This is a genomic window from Pseudomonas morbosilactucae, assembly GCF_023241715.1.
Taxonomy (GTDB): Bacteria; Pseudomonadota; Gammaproteobacteria; order Pseudomonadales; family Pseudomonadaceae; genus Aquipseudomonas; species Aquipseudomonas morbosilactucae.
In genome coordinates this window covers 77,828-93,743 of the sequence record NZ_JALQCW010000021.1, presented here as the reverse complement: position 1 = coordinate 93,743, position 15,916 = coordinate 77,828, and the positions used below count along the sequence as shown (strand labels likewise).

At 55.0% G+C, this 15,916-nt stretch carries 15 protein-coding genes; 6 read left to right on the top strand and 9 right to left on the bottom strand.

Features of this window, described 5'->3' with window-relative positions:
- Positions 1-22: 22 nt before the first annotated feature.
- Entirely contained in the window at positions 23-883 is an 861-nt protein-coding gene (locus M1B34_RS10500) for a BrxR family helix-turn-helix transcriptional regulator (protein WP_279653225.1), read from the bottom strand.
- A gap of 143 nt (positions 884-1,026) precedes the next feature.
- Here M1B34_RS10500 and M1B34_RS10495 point away from each other — a divergent pair, with 143 nt between their 5' ends.
- The 3 genes from M1B34_RS10495 to M1B34_RS10485 all read left to right on the top strand — a co-directional run bounded on the left by M1B34_RS10495 (position 1,027) and on the right by M1B34_RS10485 (position 5,926).
- Entirely contained in the window at positions 1,027-2,208 is a 1,182-nt protein-coding gene (locus tag M1B34_RS10495; RefSeq protein ID WP_268265079.1) for a ComEC/Rec2 family competence protein, read from the top strand.
- The gene (locus tag M1B34_RS10490; RefSeq protein WP_268265078.1) at positions 2,205-4,433 is read left to right on the top strand and encodes a Mov34/MPN/PAD-1 family protein; all 2,229 of its coding nucleotides are present in this window, start codon (positions 2,205-2,207) and stop codon (positions 4,431-4,433) included. The genes M1B34_RS10495 and M1B34_RS10490 overlap by 4 nt, the downstream gene beginning before the upstream one ends.
- A 449-nt stretch (positions 4,434-4,882) precedes the next feature.
- Positions 4,883-5,926, top strand: coding sequence for a hypothetical protein (locus M1B34_RS10485; protein WP_268265077.1), 1,044 nt, complete (start codon positions 4,883-4,885; stop codon positions 5,924-5,926).
- A gap of 414 nt (positions 5,927-6,340) precedes the next feature.
- Here M1B34_RS10485 and mobH read toward each other — a convergent pair whose 3' ends face one another.
- Positions 6,341-8,065, bottom strand: coding sequence for a MobH family relaxase (mobH, locus tag M1B34_RS10480; protein ID WP_268265076.1), 1,725 nt, complete (start codon positions 8,063-8,065; stop codon positions 6,341-6,343).
- Between the two features lie 224 nt (positions 8,066-8,289).
- Here mobH and M1B34_RS10475 point away from each other — a divergent pair, with 224 nt between their 5' ends.
- Positions 8,290-8,484 (top strand): DUF7740 domain-containing protein, encoded by a 195-nt coding sequence (locus tag M1B34_RS10475; RefSeq protein ID WP_020300924.1) that lies wholly within the window; start codon positions 8,290-8,292, stop codon positions 8,482-8,484.
- Between the two features lie 134 nt (positions 8,485-8,618).
- Here the strand turns inward: M1B34_RS10475 and M1B34_RS10470 are convergent, their stop codons facing one another.
- Both M1B34_RS10470 and M1B34_RS10465 read right to left on the bottom strand, forming a co-directional pair.
- A complete protein-coding gene (locus M1B34_RS10470; RefSeq protein ID WP_268265075.1) occupies positions 8,619-9,581 on the bottom strand; it encodes an ArdC family protein in 963 nt (320 codons plus the stop codon).
- 130 nt (positions 9,582-9,711) lie between these two features.
- Positions 9,712-10,041, bottom strand: a complete 330-nt coding sequence (locus M1B34_RS10465; RefSeq protein WP_268265074.1) for a hypothetical protein — start codon at positions 10,039-10,041, stop codon at positions 9,712-9,714.
- Between the two features lie 456 nt (positions 10,042-10,497).
- Here M1B34_RS10465 and M1B34_RS10460 point away from each other — a divergent pair, with 456 nt between their 5' ends.
- Positions 10,498-10,881, top strand: coding sequence for a DUF3742 family protein (locus M1B34_RS10460; RefSeq protein WP_268265073.1), 384 nt, complete (start codon positions 10,498-10,500; stop codon positions 10,879-10,881).
- A 10-nt stretch (positions 10,882-10,891) separates the two neighbouring features.
- On the opposite strand, the gene M1B34_RS10455 is transcribed toward M1B34_RS10460, so the two are convergent.
- From M1B34_RS10455 to M1B34_RS10435, 5 genes are all read right to left on the bottom strand, one after another.
- On the bottom strand, positions 10,892-12,436 hold the full coding sequence (locus tag M1B34_RS10455) for a conjugal transfer protein TraG N-terminal domain-containing protein (RefSeq protein ID WP_268265072.1): 1,545 nt from the start codon (positions 12,434-12,436) through the stop codon (positions 10,892-10,894).
- Positions 12,437-12,446: 10 nt separating this feature from the next.
- Positions 12,447-12,755, bottom strand: coding sequence for a hypothetical protein (locus M1B34_RS10450; RefSeq protein ID WP_268265071.1), 309 nt, complete (start codon positions 12,753-12,755; stop codon positions 12,447-12,449).
- 3 nt (positions 12,756-12,758) lie between these two features.
- Positions 12,759-14,141 (bottom strand): integrating conjugative element protein, encoded by a 1,383-nt coding sequence (locus M1B34_RS10445; RefSeq protein ID WP_268265070.1) that lies wholly within the window; start codon positions 14,139-14,141, stop codon positions 12,759-12,761.
- Positions 14,138-15,094, bottom strand: coding sequence for a TIGR03756 family integrating conjugative element protein (locus M1B34_RS10440; protein WP_268265069.1), 957 nt, complete (start codon positions 15,092-15,094; stop codon positions 14,138-14,140). Before M1B34_RS10440 ends, M1B34_RS10445 begins: the two co-directional genes overlap by 4 nt.
- Positions 15,095-15,199: 105 nt before the next feature.
- Entirely contained in the window at positions 15,200-15,454 is a 255-nt protein-coding gene (locus M1B34_RS10435) for a helix-turn-helix domain-containing protein (protein WP_122543110.1), read from the bottom strand.
- 169 nt (positions 15,455-15,623) lie between these two features.
- Between M1B34_RS10435 and M1B34_RS10430 the strand changes: the two genes are divergently transcribed.
- Complete coding sequence (locus M1B34_RS10430; RefSeq protein ID WP_123330913.1) at positions 15,624-15,881, top strand: LasR-specific antiactivator QslA; 258 nt, start codon at positions 15,624-15,626, stop codon at positions 15,879-15,881.
- The last annotated feature ends 35 nt before the right edge of the window (positions 15,882-15,916 follow it).

The window sequence follows — 15,916 nt, the reverse complement described above, 5'->3', positions numbered from 1 at the left end:
CTTTCAGTATTCGAGGCGAAGTTCATACATCTGCTTCGGAAGAGTCCACAATTTCTTCTCGCAAAAGTACAATCTGCTGGTTTTCGTCAATAGGAAGGTGTTCCTGCTGGTTCAAATTTAGTCGAAGCTTAAGATAATACAGCTGAGCTAGTCTAGTTCTAAGCCGCGCTTCACCGTTGTGCATTTGGTAGTCATGTTCAATTACCATCTTCTTCTTTTCTGGGTAATTGGGGTTAGGCCCAATGACGACATCAACAAAGGTATTCCACTCTTTATCTTCGGGGGTAGGTAGTGGTGGCGCTATCTCAGTCACAACTACGTTAATACGCCCCAGAACAAAATCTTTGAATTTTAGAGAGTTGAAACAGTATGCACGTAAGTGCCAGCGAAATCCGTCATTCGCAAATGACGTGGGAAATAAGATCCTAGTTGTAGGCTCTTCAAAATTTTCCATAGATCGGTAATCGACCACCACTGCCTGCTTTTTTTGTATCGCCCGTATTAACGCTATCAAAACATCAGGGTTAATCTTTCGCGTTGGAAAAGGAAGGTTCGCGACCGGTGGTGCCCAGCCAATAAAGCTTTCGCTTTCTCGGCCACTTCCGAGCTCTTTCCACTGAAGCTCGTTCAAATACTGCGCGCCGTCTTTATTTGCAAAAACTGGCTGGAAATCTTTAGAGGCCACGTACGATTTTAACGTGCGGTCATACACGAGATTTTCAGGGGCGAGCTCAGAGTATTTAGCTAGATCCAGAGATGCCTGCGGCACTGAGATCCTAAAAAATGATGTGAGGTCGGAGCGGTTCACGCGGCCTTCCCACAGCAAGCGGAAGTCGATGAATTCGAGACGCCTGTCCTGGCCCCATCGTCCCACTCGTACCATTTGCTCTGTCATGTCTTTGATTTGCCTACAAATTTTAATGGGTATAAAAATTATTCACTGACTTCATTGATCAGTATAGTTTATATGCGTATCGTGTGCATACCGTCCTGAGCTGGACGCCGACACTCGCTGAGGGTATCCACATGGCAGCAAAGTTCACATTTTTTAAAGTCGGCGATGGGGACATGACCCTTATCCGGCTCGCGGACACACGAGTAACTACCATTTTGGTCGATTGCAACATTCGGACAGCGGCTGATGATCCTAATGATGACACTGCGGACGTGGCTACTGAGCTTCGTAAGCGTTTGCAACTCGACCTTAATGACCGGCCGTTCGTGGACGTAATGTTGCTGAGCCACCCTGACGAAGATCATTGCCGTGGCCTGATGACGCACTTCTGGCTCGGCAAACCTGAAGACTATCCCGACGATAAGCTTGAGCGTTCCAAGCGGCGTATCATCATTCGAGAAATGTGGTCTTCGCCATTGGTGTTCCGTCGCCGTTCCGAAGACCACGTCCTGTGTGAAGATGCAGGTGCGTTCGATACAGAGGCCCGCAGGCGTGTGACGCACTGGAAAAATCATCGGTGGGCAACCAGTGGTAACCGTATTCTCATCATGGGTGAGGACATCAACGGTAAAACATCGAAGATCGAAGAAATCGTGATCAAGTCTGGTGACTGGTTCAACACGATTGATGGTACTCCTTCGGATTGCTTTTCAGCCCAACTGCTGGCGCCTGCACCACACGATGACGACGTCGATCTCGAAGAACAGCTTTCCAAAAATGAATCTAGCGTCATCATGAAAATGGAGCTCAGGCCGACTTTGGGTTCACACAATGTTGCCCGTGCACTTTTGGGAGGGGACGCTGAGGTGCTGATCTGGGAGCGGATGTGGACGCGCTTCAAGGACACGCCGTCTACCCTAGAATACGATTTGCTCCTCGCTCCTCATCATTGCTCATGGCACACACTTTCTTACGATAGCTGGTCGAAAAAAGGAAAAGACGCCAAGGTGTCTGAAGAAGCGAGAAATGCTCTGGGGCAGGCGCTGCAGGGGGCTACCATTGTCTCCAGCAGCAAGACCATCAAGGATGACGATAGAGACCCTCCATGCATTCGCGCCAAGCGGGAATATGAAAGCATCCTTCGACCTGTCGACGGTTGGTTCACCTGCGTAGACGATGTCAAAACCGCAAACGTTTTGGAGCTAGAGGCTACTAGCAATGGGAGCTTCAAACACCTGGTGGCTGGGGCAATCGCGGCGGGTGCCAGTACCGCTGCGGCCGCTGCGCCTCGTGCAGGTACGGCCGAAAAATGACTGAATACTACGAAATCGGAACGGTCATTCAGGATCCGGATGAGCTCGCGCTTTACCCGGAAACAGCCGCGCTCTGGCGGGCGTGTGAGCGCAATCCTTACATTGAGTTTCTTGAGCTTCGGCGAGAAGACCATCAGGGAGGGCATTCCGAATTCGTGGTAATCCACGCAGGTAATGGCAATGTGGCGACCGGGAATCCAGCGAATATACGTCGAACGGAAAGGCTCGCCATTGAGGTCAATCCGGCTCTTCGCGTACCAGTGATTGTACGAACCCTGCGTAAAGATTTTCCTGCGTTGTCACATCAACATTGCTGGGTACCCGGCACACCTCGCACGCTTTGTCTGTACGAGGTGAGCTGGAACACTGTGGCGCGTAGTTGGACGGCTGAGCGCTACCTGCAAAAGATGTTCTGGTGGTTGGGTGAGTCTTCTGACTTGAAACTGCATCGCGATGATCAGCCGATGGAACAGCTCTTCTACGACAGTCCCTACAAGCTGATCCTTCCAGCAAACCATGCCGAATATGCCAAAGATGACAGCAAGCGACTGATATTGGAGCGCGTCGATCAGACTACGAGTATCACCTTTAAGGCCGTACCAGCGGGCGGTGTGGAAAAAACTGGCGCTATACAGGTCTTGGCACTATGCGTTGAGCCTGTTGCTTCAGCAGAAGTAGTAATGTTCCCTTCCACCCTTGGTGCACTTGATGATCAATTAACTGCCTGGGGAAGTGGACTCTTTGACCAGCTTGACGCATCAATCCGCCAACAGGCTGCAGCGGGTATCAAAGAATCTGAACACCCTCAGGAGGAGGGGCTGCTTATCTTGGTGTGGGTGCCAAGGCTGCGTCACGGCGAGGTTGCCGGCACGGATGTGAAGGGGTACTTGGTTAAAACTTCGCTACTCGATCTGGCAAAGAAGCTTGATGTGGTGGGGCCAGCAGACAATGAAGGCCGCCACTTTGCTATCCAGTTAATCGGTGTCGCTGGCGGAGAGGAATGGAAAAACCTTAGCGTCCTGCCAGTCGAAGTTTGGCCATCGTTGAATGAAACGCTAGCTCGCGATATGTCGGCCATTGATGCAGAAACCGCAGAGTTCTCGGCAGTCCTGGCAGGAGTAGGAGCGTTAGGAAGCGCCCTTGGAGTTCTCTGGACAAGAGAAGGCTGGGGAAGGTGGACGTTCGTCGATCCAGATCAACTGCTGCCGCATAACCTTACACGGCATGTAGCGTTCAACTTTCACACCGGGTTTAGAAAAGCTGAGGTGCTGAGGGAGATCAGTGCTGAGATTTATCCGCACGCACCGAAGCCGAAAGCCTTCGTCATGAGCGTCGTAGACCCCAATCCTGAGCTGCGCCAGGTGATTTGTACCAGTCAGTTGGTGGTCGACGTCACGACGACATTCGAAGCGCCTCGGGAGCTTGCGCTGATGGATGCTGCGCCCAGAACGGTAAGTTTGTTCCTGACACCCTCAGGGTTGTCCAGCGTAATGCTGCTTGAAGATAAGCAACGGTCGATCAGGGTAGATGCGCTCGAAGGCCAATACTACAGGGCGATTATTCAAAACGATTGGGGTAGCACCCATTTGAAGAACCACCTGGGCGATCGGTGGGTAGGCGGTGGCTGCAGAGATGTCTCGCTGCGTATGTCGGGCGAATGCATTCAGCTACACGCAGGCATTTTGTCAGGGCAACTGCGCAAATCCATATTGGCTGAAGCGGCACGGCTTTGTGTATGGGAAGCCGACGAAGCTTCAGGTGGCGTCGCCGCTCACGAAATCCCGGTCTACCAGGTGATCACTCATGAAATAGCTGGATGGCTGGTCAAGGTGGATTTAGGCCTAGTTGAAAAAATTAGAGCCACACGGGCCAAAGCACTTCCGCATGAGACGGGTGGCATAATCGTTGGTATCACGGATCTCAAAAGTAAAACCATCGTCATCGTAGACGCTCTTCCCACGCCGCCAGACAGCGACGCCAGCAATACGCATTTTATCCGGGGTCGTGAAGGGCAGACTGAAGCCTTGGCAGACGTTCATCATCGTACAGCTCGAGTAGTTGATTACATCGGGGAGTGGCATTCACATCCTGAGGGGCACTCCGCGAATGCGAGCCCAGACGATAACAAGCTCCTCGCATTACTTAGCGAGCGTATGTCGGTTGAGGGTTTGCCGGCGGTGATGCTCATCCTAGCTGGAAGTGAGCTTCAGGTGTTTGTGAGCTAGTCAGTGCAATGCAAAATTAATAAAGACGATTCCTGTTTCCCGACAGCCAGGTAATCGAGCGCTGCTTTGAGCTCGTTTACCTCCCAAGTCGACCTATTGTCTTTGAGTAGCTAAGCCCAGAACCGTAGGAACCACTCCATTATTTCATCCGCCCTGCCTTGATTTAAGAAGTATGTTCAGCGAAGCGGGAAAAATGTAAGCGTCTGCCGAACTCACATTGCGTAATTTAGGCACAACCAAATGGTACAGCAGCAGTTGATAGCTCTCACTGGCCCTTCGGGTAGGCAACCGCGTCAGCAAATCTTCCAGGAAGGCATATGTCCGAAATGAAAGGCGTGCTCGACTGCTGGCGGCAGATTCGGCCCTATCAGGGAATGGGACTGGAGGTACCTGTAGAACCTATCCGACTATGCAGAATCAGATAGCCATCATCGACAAGGATTTTTTACGTGGCTCAAAATAAAAAACCGATACCGACTCTCGATGCAGCAAAGCTACGCGAGAACGCGCTCACCTCGATTCGCCTTGGGGTAGAAGATTTCCAGCGTTGCCAAGGTGGCGAGAACCCCGACCCCGCCAGAGCGCTCTCCTCGATCCGGAACCTCTTTGCCGGTGTTCTTCTGCTTTTCAAGTATAAGATTGCCACCAGCGTTGATGATCCAGCCGATGCGGCTACCTTGATATTCAACCCTCCGGAAATTTTGCCACACCCAGACGGCGAGGGTGGGGTTACTTGGCAGCCCGCTGCAAGGTTCAAGGAAACCACCATTGATGTGGCTACGATAAAGAAGCGCTTTGATGTTTTCGGTATCGAGATCGATTGGGGCGTCATAAATAAGCTTCAAACTTGCCGCAATCATCTGGAACATCTGCATCCAGCGCATACCCTTGGCGAAGTCGCCGATTTCGTAGCGGAATTATTCCCAGTGCTGCGAGATTTCATCCACGACGAGCTTGAGGAGGAACCTGCTGCCATTTTGGGTGACACTTGGCAGATCATGCTGCTACATCACGACTTTCTGACGGATATCAAAGAGCAGTGTGACGAGGCGTGGGCTGGCGCAGGCATCCCTGACGGTATGAGCGGGTGGCTAGAGGCATGCAAATGCCCTGAGTGCGCTTCCACACTCCTAAAGCCGGCTCCGGAAAACCTAGACGCCGGCGAAACAGTCAAATCCGACGATGAGCGGTTCCAAGCGATGTGTGTCAAGTGTGGCCACCGAGAGCTAATCGCTCCGATGCTTCTGGAAGCGTTAGGCAAAACGCATGGCTATGATCCACGTGACGGCGAAGAACCCACTTTGGAGCGCTGCCAGGAATGTGATCGGGATGCCTATCTAGTCTTGGATAACACATGCCTATGGTGCGCGTGCGAACTCGATTACACCGAATGCGAAGACTGTGGTGAAGCACTAGGGCAAGATGACCAAGAAAGCGGTGGTCGGTGCTCTTATCACGCATATGCGTATGAGAAGTTCATGCGCGAAGACTGATTGTTGGGTGGCCCTTCGGCAATCGCCCGATGTCGTGCTTTTAACGATGTTTAGGGGTATCTGAGCCTGCGGTGCTCGACATCGAAGCGTCCATGCAACACACCTTCCTGATGCCATCGCTTAAGGCGATGGTGTCCACCAATATGAGGACATCATCGCCCTTAATGCTAGAGTTCGGAAGGTGTGTTCCCCGTACGCTTACGGTGGCGTGTAGGGCTCCAAAAACCATCGCATCAGATTAAAAGTTACCCACAAACTGCGTGGGTATTTCTGTGGATAACTGTCTATTTGCTACGACGTATACGGGATGCAATGAATTGATCACAAACTGAGCATCTCTGTTTTCACCAGCAGGAGTGTGGGGTTGATATTCTTCTGTATCTAGAGACGCTAGACCTTGCGATATGTGCATGTTCATTCTCGCTCAAGCAAGAGAAAAGGATTGTCGGCAGGTATCGTTTCGAACAACAGTTCCGGCCTTTCTAGCAAATAACCTTTGAGTCTTGCTTTCTTCCGAGGACCTTCGACCTGACAGATCCAGATGTTCAAGCCATCTTCCCGTTTCCTGTGGACCTTCATTTTTTCGAACTGCTTCTGCACCCAACGCCATTCTTCAATCTCTTGATCGGAATCCTGTGAGATACCAGGAAACTCCTGCGCGTAGCGTTGGAAGAGACCTGGTGTGACCAATAGCACAGTGCCGCTCACTGTGTGGATTTTAGCCTTGCTGTCGTTGATGATCAGCTTGTGGCTCTGGATGCCTGCCTTGACCCAATTCAGGAATGCCTGGCCAGGGTTGTCCGAAGTGGGATTTGATATTTCGAGAGCATTTTGTGACGGCGTATCACGCACCTCGGTTTCACCCATTCCGAACATATCCAGCAATGTTCCGAGGTAGTCGGCATCCTTCATCGCCATAGGATCTTCCAGCGATTGGTTTTGATGCGATCCTGTTCCGTCTGCCTTGGGGACTAGTGCAGGTGCCGGAGCGTCAGTCGGGTGGTCATCGACTGCAATGCTCACCGTTCCGCTGAAAGCTTTTGGGCGGTCTTCGTTCCCCCAGATCAATGCCGGTTGAATGCGCAAAAACGTAAAGGTCTGCTGCCAGTCCCCCTGAGTGACAAGAGCGGTCCAGATGGCTTTGCCTTCTGGAGTCGACTCGGCCAGCCCATGCGATTGCAGTTCGTCGAACACAGCAAGGTTGGAGGAGGGAATGCCCTCAATCGCTTGCGACAGTAGATAGGCTCGCAGTTTGTCCGTGACCGTCTTGCTGACCAGCCAGAGTGCATCCTGGGTCAGCCATCCCGCGGCACCCGGCTGGTTGAGTTTCAGCTCGTGCTGAACCAGATGACGTAGTCCGCTGATCAAGTGATGTTGCAGCGAATGAATCGGCGCTTGCAGCGCCTTGCTCGGGTTACCACCGATGTTCTGTGCGGTGGAAACACGGTCGGCCTGCATCACCAACTCACCGAGCACGCCGGCACGTTCGTACTGGCCCGCCAGGACATACAGCAGGCTGGCCCACAGTGGCGGAAATCCACTGAGCCAATCGAGGATTGGGCGGTCGAGAATTTGGGTGTAGAGCAAGCCTGCGGCAGCGCCGTGCAGGTGGTAGTCCCGACCCTTGATGTAACGAAAACGGTAGGGCTGATCCAGGGAGCCCTGCCAAGGATGCCAAACACGGCCATCCTGGCGTTCGACCAGCAGGTCCACGGCGATCTTGCCGATGTCATGCAGCAGGGCGCCATAGGCAATACCCGCCGACCAGGCATCGGTCTGGGCGGCTTGGTCTTCGGGCGCGGCGCCGGTGGGAAGCAGATACGACTGACGCAGTTTCAAACTGCAAGCGACCAGCTCCAGGCCATGGTCGAGCATGCCGCCGAGATACGCATGGTGGTGTGTCTCGCTGGCCGGGAGTTGCTGGACCTGTTCGGCGTAGCGATGGATCGGATTTAAGTAGAGCTGGGTGAATTGGGCGTGGGAGAGGGCGGTGTATTGCCAGATGCGATCGAGCAACTGACGGCGGTGTTCCGCTGCTAACAAGCTGCTGGCCGACTCGATGGGCAGGTAGCCTTCGGCGACGCTCACGGTCGGTGGCGGAGGGAGCTTCTGCCTTTTGTGGCGAAACAGACTGAGCATCAGGACCTCCGGGAAATGGTTGGGTCAGTGGCCTTTTAGCCTTTTCGGATAGGGCTCTTACCCTAGCCCCCCATTCCCCTTCCAACCCTTACCTATCCTTTTGGTGCGTGTCCTTTTATACGGCAATCGGAATATTGATACGGCTAGACATCGTTTTGTTGGAGGGCTGGTTCGGAAAAGACAAGAGTCGGTACACTGCGGTGCGAATTTTCTCGGGGCTTGCCATGAATTTGACAGATGCCACGCTGGTGCTGCTGCTTGCGGCACGTATCCATGGGACCGACGAAGCCGTCAGGGCTTCGGCGAAGAGCGTGGTCAAGAAGTTGCCGCGCAGTAAACGCGATCTGATCTACAAGGTGATCGACAGCCGGAGTCCGCTCGAGCTGGTGGATTTTCTGGCGCAGAACCTGGATACATAACGGCATGCTGCGGGTGTGCGCCCCTCTCTTGTTCTTTGCGTGAGTGGTCCGCGGCCTGAAGTTTTTCTGGGCTCAGAAAAAAAGGCCCAACTCGCGTTGGGCCCTGTGATGCGATTACAGCGGTGAGGTAACGATCAAACTCCATCGTTCATGCAGAGTGAGTCATCCAAGACCGCTCGCTTCAGTTGCTGCTCCAGGTTGAGGACATATTCCGAGGCGCTACGGGCCTGGCCACTGGCCCGAAAGATCGCGCGTTTATCTGTCTTGAGTAGACTGAGCCAGGAGTCGATATAGCCCTCGTGCCGCAGCTCTCCCTGAATGCCGGCATAAGCACATAAAAAAGCAGCACCCATTTCGGCGATCAACTCCTCAAACCCGTAGTCTGGTGAGCCGAACGGACAGGCTGACGTCACGCCTTCGCGCTGCAACCGAGCGTGATGCCCGGTCCAGTGCGTCAGCTCATGCAGCGCCGTGGCGTAGTACCCGCTTTCATCGTGAAATTGTGCCTTTGTCGGCAGTTGGATGATATCTCTGATCGGGTGGTAAAAGGCTTCGTTGGCAGGCCGATGAACGATGCGTGCACCTGAACTTAACAGCAGATTTTCCGCGATGCTGTTGGGCTGGAAGGGATCACTCTGTTCCGTCTCGAGCAGGGTGTCACTAAGCATTTCGAGCCCCTCCGTTTGCTCGATGTTGAACAGAAAATGTGTCCTGAGAATACCGAAGTGAGCGACCTTGGGCTGACCGTTTTCATTGAGGACCGGTTGGCCTGACTCGGTCTGTTCCTCGCGCTCCATCGGCTTGTAGAGCACAGCCAGAGTACTGTGCTCACCCTTACGGATGTGCCCGCCGGCTTTTTTTGCTTGGTTGAAGGTCAGCCAACGATCTCGAGTGAACCCCTGCAACCTGGCCTCGGCCCAGAGCAGAGGTAAATTGATGCCCGAATACGGACGTCGCGTGACGGCATTGATGGGGAAGGGTTGATGACGACTGACGTCAACTGAGCCACTTGAGGACCAGGGGTTGATCCAGGGGGTAACGCCTTGGTCCAAAGCTTTAACGATCTTGTCTGTCACGTCTTGGTAGATATCGCGCATGGCAATTTCCTCGAGAGAAAACGGAGGAACTCCGTGCCCGTCGGGGAGGGTTCCCCGGTTGGGTGATGGGCTGGATTGATGCAGGTCTTGCATGGCGTCCGAATGTGGAGGTGGGCGCCTCCAATTGCGCTTAGCGCTGGTGTTCTCCTGCAAGCGCTATCAGTAAGGCGCCAGGCTGACCCGGTTCTTGGAGTAGGCTGAGACTCAATTGCAGCAACGGGTCGTGGTCGAAGTGATCGGTTGGTTCAATGTGGACTACCTCGAACAGCACACAGGACTTTTGTGGATAGGCCAGGTGGGCTTCGAAGGCTGCGCGCAATACATGGCTCAACCGATCGACCTGCAGCTTCCCAGCGTGATCTGAACGTTCGAACTGTACTGCGCGTTGCCACGCGCCAGGGGTGAACACGATGGGCAACCGAAGGGTGTTCAGTGTTTCCGGTGTCAGTGAGTCGGGCATGGTATGTCTCCGTTGAAAGCGCGAGAAACCTGTCCCGTGCGGGAAAAGATTTCCCCGCAGTGGGTTGAAGAAAATCAAGAGGATTTTCCTAACGAGCAGAGCTCGTAAGGCGCTCAGGAGAGCAGTAGGCGTTCATCACCGTAGAAACGGTCACCGTGCGAGCTACCGAACGCTAATCGCACTTGGGGAAGAACCATCACCGAAGTGACGTAGCCTTGAAGGTTCTGGCTGCCTGGGTAGGGTGCTGTCGATAACAGCGATCCGTACCTTGTATTTAGCGGAGCGATTTATACGGGTCAACCTCCGAAGAGACGCTGTGTCACGATGATCGTCTTCTGTTTTCCAGTGAAGATTTTTTGGCTTGGCAGGCTGATAAACGGTCAAGCACGGACAGTTTTCAGTAGTAGGCTGTTACTCCTGTCTCAATCATGAAAACGCTCAGCAGAGGGCGAGAACATGCCGACTCAGAACCCTGTTCAGAATTCACGTGTCCACCGCTGGGCATATACCTGTGGCATGTCGATAAAGCGCGGGTATCGCAATTTGAAAGCGTTTGAGTCCCGCGTGGCTGAGCGTGCGGTGACGGCAGGATTGCCCGCGGGTAAATTACTTGTTCGCGGGAGCTTTTTGATTGCCAGACTGGCATTGATCGGAGCACTGCTTTTTGTAGGTTTTTGGGCGCTCCTGTCGTTGATGACTCTAATGGTTTTGTATTGCGTAATCGCCCATCGCCGACTCAACGACTCAAAGGACTTTTACGGTGCTCAGGCATTCGGCGATCCTTATGGCGAGTACGAACTCAATCGTGCACCGGGACAGCCTGATCTAGAAGAGCATTAGTGGGTTGTCGTTAGCTTTTTCTGATTGAAGTACCTGCAGAGATCAGAGCGTCAGCACCTTTCGAACCCGCATTTTGTGCACTGAGAGTCCCTTTCCCTAGCATGCCTTCTGCTATGGAACCGACGCTATATCCGGCCCAACTCATGGTGGCTAGAAAAACCATCGGCAGCACGATGAACATCGCCCCCATCACATACTCGATCACCTGCGCGGTGACAGTCCCATCCATAAACCCGGATGTGGGCAGCGATAAAAGCACCTGATTGGACACCGACACTTGGTTGTACAAGGAATCGAGCATGCTGGAGTCGACCCAGCGTGCTAATTCCCACCAGAAGCTCAACATGTGCAGCGTGAACAGCGCGAACGTCACCGTCATGACGGTCTTCAGCTGGTAGGTACTAACCAGCAGAATCAGCGGCAAACTGATGATGACGCCCATGATCAGGAAGGCCTGCACCATCGGCAGGGCGGCGCGTAGTGCATTCATTGCCGGGAAGTTGCTGAAGGAGCCGAGGGCTAGCCCGGTGTTGGTGGCCAGGTTATTGAGTCCCTGATTGATCGAGCCGCCGCGGGCGCTTGAGCCATAGTCCTGGTATACCTGTCCGGGCGACATGGACATCGATTGCTGGCGCGGACTGACCAGTTCGCGCAGGGTGGCATCCTCGATCTCGTTGCTCGAGCGGCCAGTCAGCCAAACTTTCAGCTGAGTCAGCAGAGAGGGATCAACCTGCTGGATCAACCGCTCGCGCAAGCCAACCCCGCTGTCGCTCCACCACTGCTTGCAAGTGGGGTAGCCCGCGCCATTCTCCAGCCGCGGTAAGGAAATATCGCGGCTTTCGTCATACGGCCAACTGATTCGCGGTGTGCGTGAACGATCCGTGTCGTAGTAGCCGGGCGTGTCGAGAAGATAGCTTGAGCCGATCCAGGACGCGTCGTGACTTTGTGCCTTGTCCAGTTGCGGGCGGTTGGTGAACAGCCGAGAGCGGGAATAGCCATAGCAGTCGTGGGTGAAGTCGGCGACTTCCTGCAGCAGTACCTGGCTGTCGATGCGCGAACTGTCGATCTCCATGCGTATCTGCCGGATATCCGGTGCGCAGGGGATGGAGGCGGTGGCCGCCGCGGTTACCCCTTTGCTCAAGGCATGCACCAGAAACCACCAGATCGGCACGTTGGCAGAGCGTTCGCCAATGGTATTGAAGGTCGTCCCCCAGGCGGTTTCTGCTGGCTTAGCCACACTGATACCGCAGCGCTGGCTCGCCGCATCATCGAACGCCATTGAGGCGAGGCTCAATGGAAAGACAGGCGCGCAGCCGAATAACACAATGATGTAGGCCAGCCACAGCCGGTTCTCGATTCGCGGCACTGAGAGCAGTCCCTTGTTACCTTCATCCGCGCCTTGCTGACGGGCCGACAGCCATTCCTGCAAGATGATCGCGCCGAAGGGCGCGGCGAACAGCCCAGTATCGGACAATACACTCCAGAGACCGTTATTGATGATCCAAGCCAGCAGGGAGAGGTAAAACTCCAGGTAGCTGTTGGTGCTCATGAGCATGGTGGTGGCCTCACAGTCGGGTGAGTTCGACGCAGGTAAAGAGCACGAGCCCTAATGCCCCGATACGCTTCACGCGCAATTGATCCTGGGGTCGATGTCGGTAGCGCTGAAGCAGATCGCACCCGAGCGCAAAGAGGGCGCCGTAGAGCAGGGCACGCCACCCCCGCAGATAGGGTCGTACGGATTCGAATGCCTGCTGCCAGGCCTCGAAACTACCCAGCGCAGTGCGGCCGATCCAGGCGACCAGTGCAGCGGTCAGAATCATCACTGCGGCAATCCCAAGAGTTGAAAGCAAAGTGAATAGCTTTGAGCGTTTCATGGCTCACTTGCGCCTGGCGTCAGCATCATTGAGTCGGCCCCGTTCAGGGTCGCCTTGCTCTACGGTGCGCGAAGCATCGGCACCACCGGCATGCCGATCGAGCACCAGGCTGGCGGTGTTGGTGGCCAGCATCTGCCGGACCTGCAGCTCGGTTTGTAGCAGACGTATTTCGCGCTCCAGGGCATCGATGTTTTTTGTCAAAGCGGTTTGGGCCGGCTCGGCGGAGGCGATGTTCGGTTCGTGACTGCCCGCTAGAATCGTGCGCAGCAGTAGCAATGCCTTGTCGAGCACACTGGACAAGGCTGTCTCACTGGCCAGGCGTCGTGCCAACAGGTCCTGATCGGGGTCGTCACGCAGGGCTTCGACCACACCACGGGTCACCGGCAGCATCGGGCTGGAGGCTTTCGCCAGGTTGTCAGAGGTAGGCGGCAGAGAGCCAGACAACAGCCCTTGCAGGGCCTTGAGGCGCTCGTTATAAGCCTCCTGGATCAGCGGCGTCAGTCCGCTGCCAGCGGTCGCACGCAGAGTTTCGCAGCTGTCGCAGGTCGCGACTTCGCTCTCGCCCAGTACGCGGACGGCCCATTCGGATTCCTCTTGGGGCGAGGTCCAAGTCTGGCAAATAGCCCCGCCTAAGCAGTCGCTGCTACTGATCGAGGCGCTGTCATCCACCGACCGATTATGCAGCAGGTTGTAGCCTGCTCGCACTACGTCGGAAGTCACCCGGATGGGGGGTTGCCCACTACCTCCAGCCTTCTGGCCGCCGACCCAGGACACCCCGTTGCTGCCGTTACGGGCCTCGGTGTTTTTCACCGCGGCCACCGCATCACCGCCGGTTTGCTCCAGATTGCCCTGCATTTCCTGGTTCTTGGCCAGCGCGCCCCAGCCGGCTTGACCGACCTTGTCCGCCATCTTCTCGGCCATGGCCTGGCAGGTCAATTTGGAACGATCGAAGTCGATACGCCCCTGCATCACCCCGTTACTCAGCAACTCATAGAGTCCGGGGTTGGCGCGCTGAATGATCAACGCTGGCAGCGACATTACCGCTTGGGTCGCGTTCTGCACGATGCTGCCCATGATCTGCTGGAAACCTTCGGTGGCGCCGTTCAGCTGGTTTTGCAGGGTATTAGTGAGGCTCATGTTTCCGCACATCATGTTCGCTCGCCAAGATCCGCCGACACCGAGACCACTGGGTCGGTAGAGCGAACTCGGTGAGCCGACTGCCGAGCCGCCACCAATGGTGTACATGACTCGGTCGTCGAGCACTTCGCCTTGAGTGCCCAGACGGTAATCGCCTTCGGCGGCTTGGGCATGCGTGGCCATGGCGAGCAGTCCACAGAGCAACAGGCTCATCATGTCCAACCATGATCGCGCGCAAAGCCGAATCATGATGCAACGCCTTCGAAGTCGATACTGAACAGAAAGGTCTGCCCCTCACGTTTGCAGCAGCTATAGGGACGCCACAGCGACCAGGCGTAGCCGCCATCCGCGCTCTGTACCGGATCGCTGGGGAAGATGGCGCATGTGGGCTGAACCTGAGGGAAGAGCAATTGCCATTTGTGGGTCGACGCGTCGTTTTCAACGATCGGGCCAGGCGGCCAGTAGCCGTCGCGTTTGGCGGGCGTCAGTGGTACATAGACATGCGGCTGCCAATTGCGGGTAATCACATCGCCGGCCCGTTGCGCCATGACGGCGGCCGCCTTGAAGTCGTCGGGCTGTACCAGAAAGCCCTGCCGGGGATAAACGTTGCCCCACATGTTTCCCGAAGCCTGACGACCAATTTCACGGATTCCCGGCATGAGCGACTCGGGGTAAAGACTTTCTGGGATGCCATGGCGCCAGGCCAGTGAGTCCAGGGTACTTAGGTAGTAGGGCATGAACGCAATAGCGCCGCTGGCGCAGGCATAGCCGGATTGCGAAGCCAATTGCGTGGCAGCCCAACCTCCGGGGTGGCCGATGCCATCAACGTTCTTGAAGCGAGGCAGGTTGTCGCGCTGGGTGCTCGGCGTGATCAGGTTGCCGCCACCTTCCGCACCACTGATGGCAGAGGAGAGGGTAGCCATCTCGGCCCAAGGGTTACTGCCGGTGGTGGCGTAGCTTGAGACCACCAGTTCAGGAATGAAATGACGAACCTTGGTCGAGGTTTTGACTGTACAGCCGAAGGGCGTGCAGAGCAGCCAAAAACAAATGCCGACGACCCTGTAGGCGAGACAGTTTGGCGAAAGCACGGAGGACGTGATACTGGCGGTGTCCAGCGCCACGCTTGGGCCGCACGCCAGCAAGATGCTCAGCGCCAGGGGCCGTAGCTTTGTGGGCGAGATTGACGAGCAGGCAACAGGCATGATCCAGGCTCTCGGTGTATGGCCTGGGCAGGTTCGGTTAGGGACTGAAGACTGTCAGTGGAAATTATGAAGGCAGATCTATCGGGTTTGTGAGACGTAAGACTATTATTTGACGTGAAGGGCGCTGCGCAGGATATCGGGTTCTACAAGTAACTGATCTGTAGTAATTTCGAGAGTATTGGCTAGCTTGCATAGGACCAACAGCGACGGATTGCCCGTGCATCGCTCGATTTGACTAACGTACGTGCGATCCACCTCGGCCATGAGCGCGAGTTGCTCTTGGGTAAGGTTTTTCACGCGTCGCATCAAGCGGATGTTTTCCGCCAGCTGCAGACGAAGCTGTTCGTAGTCTTGAGTCATGCGCGCAAATTGCGCCTTGAGGGACTCTCAATCCACGGGATATAGTCTACATTGGCATTGATCTAGGCCATTTGATGCTCATGCCTGTTATCGAGCGTTCATTTGGCGTGGTTAAGCTTTTCGAAGTTGGCCCCAACGTCTAACAATAAATCAGAAATCTAGGGTGGGTATGGACGAAAACTACATCTCAATTCCTGCGGCGGATGGTTGCCCAAGTCTTCTGACACCTTGGGGCACTGAGTTTGCCTCGATGATCGAACGGGGCGTGCAATGCGCTCAGGCTTGGCTTGATACGCCCGGCGAGATTCCCCTGTGGTGGGAGCTGGCGCAAACCCGCAAGACCTTTCCTGTCGGTGACTGCCAGGATGCCTTCGAAGCTGGATTCTTGTTAAGGATTCAGCAGCGGCTTCGAGGTGCATCACAGTAACTTGTCACTTGCGTTAGAACGCGAGACCTGAATGG

Coding starts and splice junctions, on each gene's coding strand:
- M1B34_RS10500 (WP_279653225.1), bottom strand. CDS start 883: ATGGTACGAGTGGGACGATGGGGCCAGGACAGGCGTCTCGAATTCATC.
- M1B34_RS10495 (WP_268265079.1), top strand. CDS start 1,027: ATGGCAGCAAAGTTCACATTTTTTAAAGTCGGCGATGGGGACATGACC.
- M1B34_RS10490 (WP_268265078.1), top strand. CDS start 2,205: ATGACTGAATACTACGAAATCGGAACGGTCATTCAGGATCCGGATGAG.
- mobH (WP_268265076.1), bottom strand. CDS start 8,065: ATGCTCAGTCTGTTTCGCCACAAAAGGCAGAAGCTCCCTCCGCCACCG.
- M1B34_RS10475 (WP_020300924.1), top strand. CDS start 8,290: ATGAATTTGACAGATGCCACGCTGGTGCTGCTGCTTGCGGCACGTATC.
- M1B34_RS10470 (WP_268265075.1), bottom strand. CDS start 9,581: ATGCGCGATATCTACCAAGACGTGACAGACAAGATCGTTAAAGCTTTG.
- M1B34_RS10465 (WP_268265074.1), bottom strand. CDS start 10,041: ATGCCCGACTCACTGACACCGGAAACACTGAACACCCTTCGGTTGCCC.
- M1B34_RS10460 (WP_268265073.1), top strand. CDS start 10,498: ATGCCGACTCAGAACCCTGTTCAGAATTCACGTGTCCACCGCTGGGCA.
- M1B34_RS10455 (WP_268265072.1), bottom strand. CDS start 12,436: ATGCTCATGAGCACCAACAGCTACCTGGAGTTTTACCTCTCCCTGCTG.
- M1B34_RS10450 (WP_268265071.1), bottom strand. CDS start 12,755: ATGAAACGCTCAAAGCTATTCACTTTGCTTTCAACTCTTGGGATTGCC.
- M1B34_RS10445 (WP_268265070.1), bottom strand. CDS start 14,141: ATGATTCGGCTTTGCGCGCGATCATGGTTGGACATGATGAGCCTGTTG.
- M1B34_RS10440 (WP_268265069.1), bottom strand. CDS start 15,094: ATGCCTGTTGCCTGCTCGTCAATCTCGCCCACAAAGCTACGGCCCCTG.
- M1B34_RS10435 (WP_122543110.1), bottom strand. CDS start 15,454: ATGACTCAAGACTACGAACAGCTTCGTCTGCAGCTGGCGGAAAACATC.
- M1B34_RS10430 (WP_123330913.1), top strand. CDS start 15,624: ATGGACGAAAACTACATCTCAATTCCTGCGGCGGATGGTTGCCCAAGT.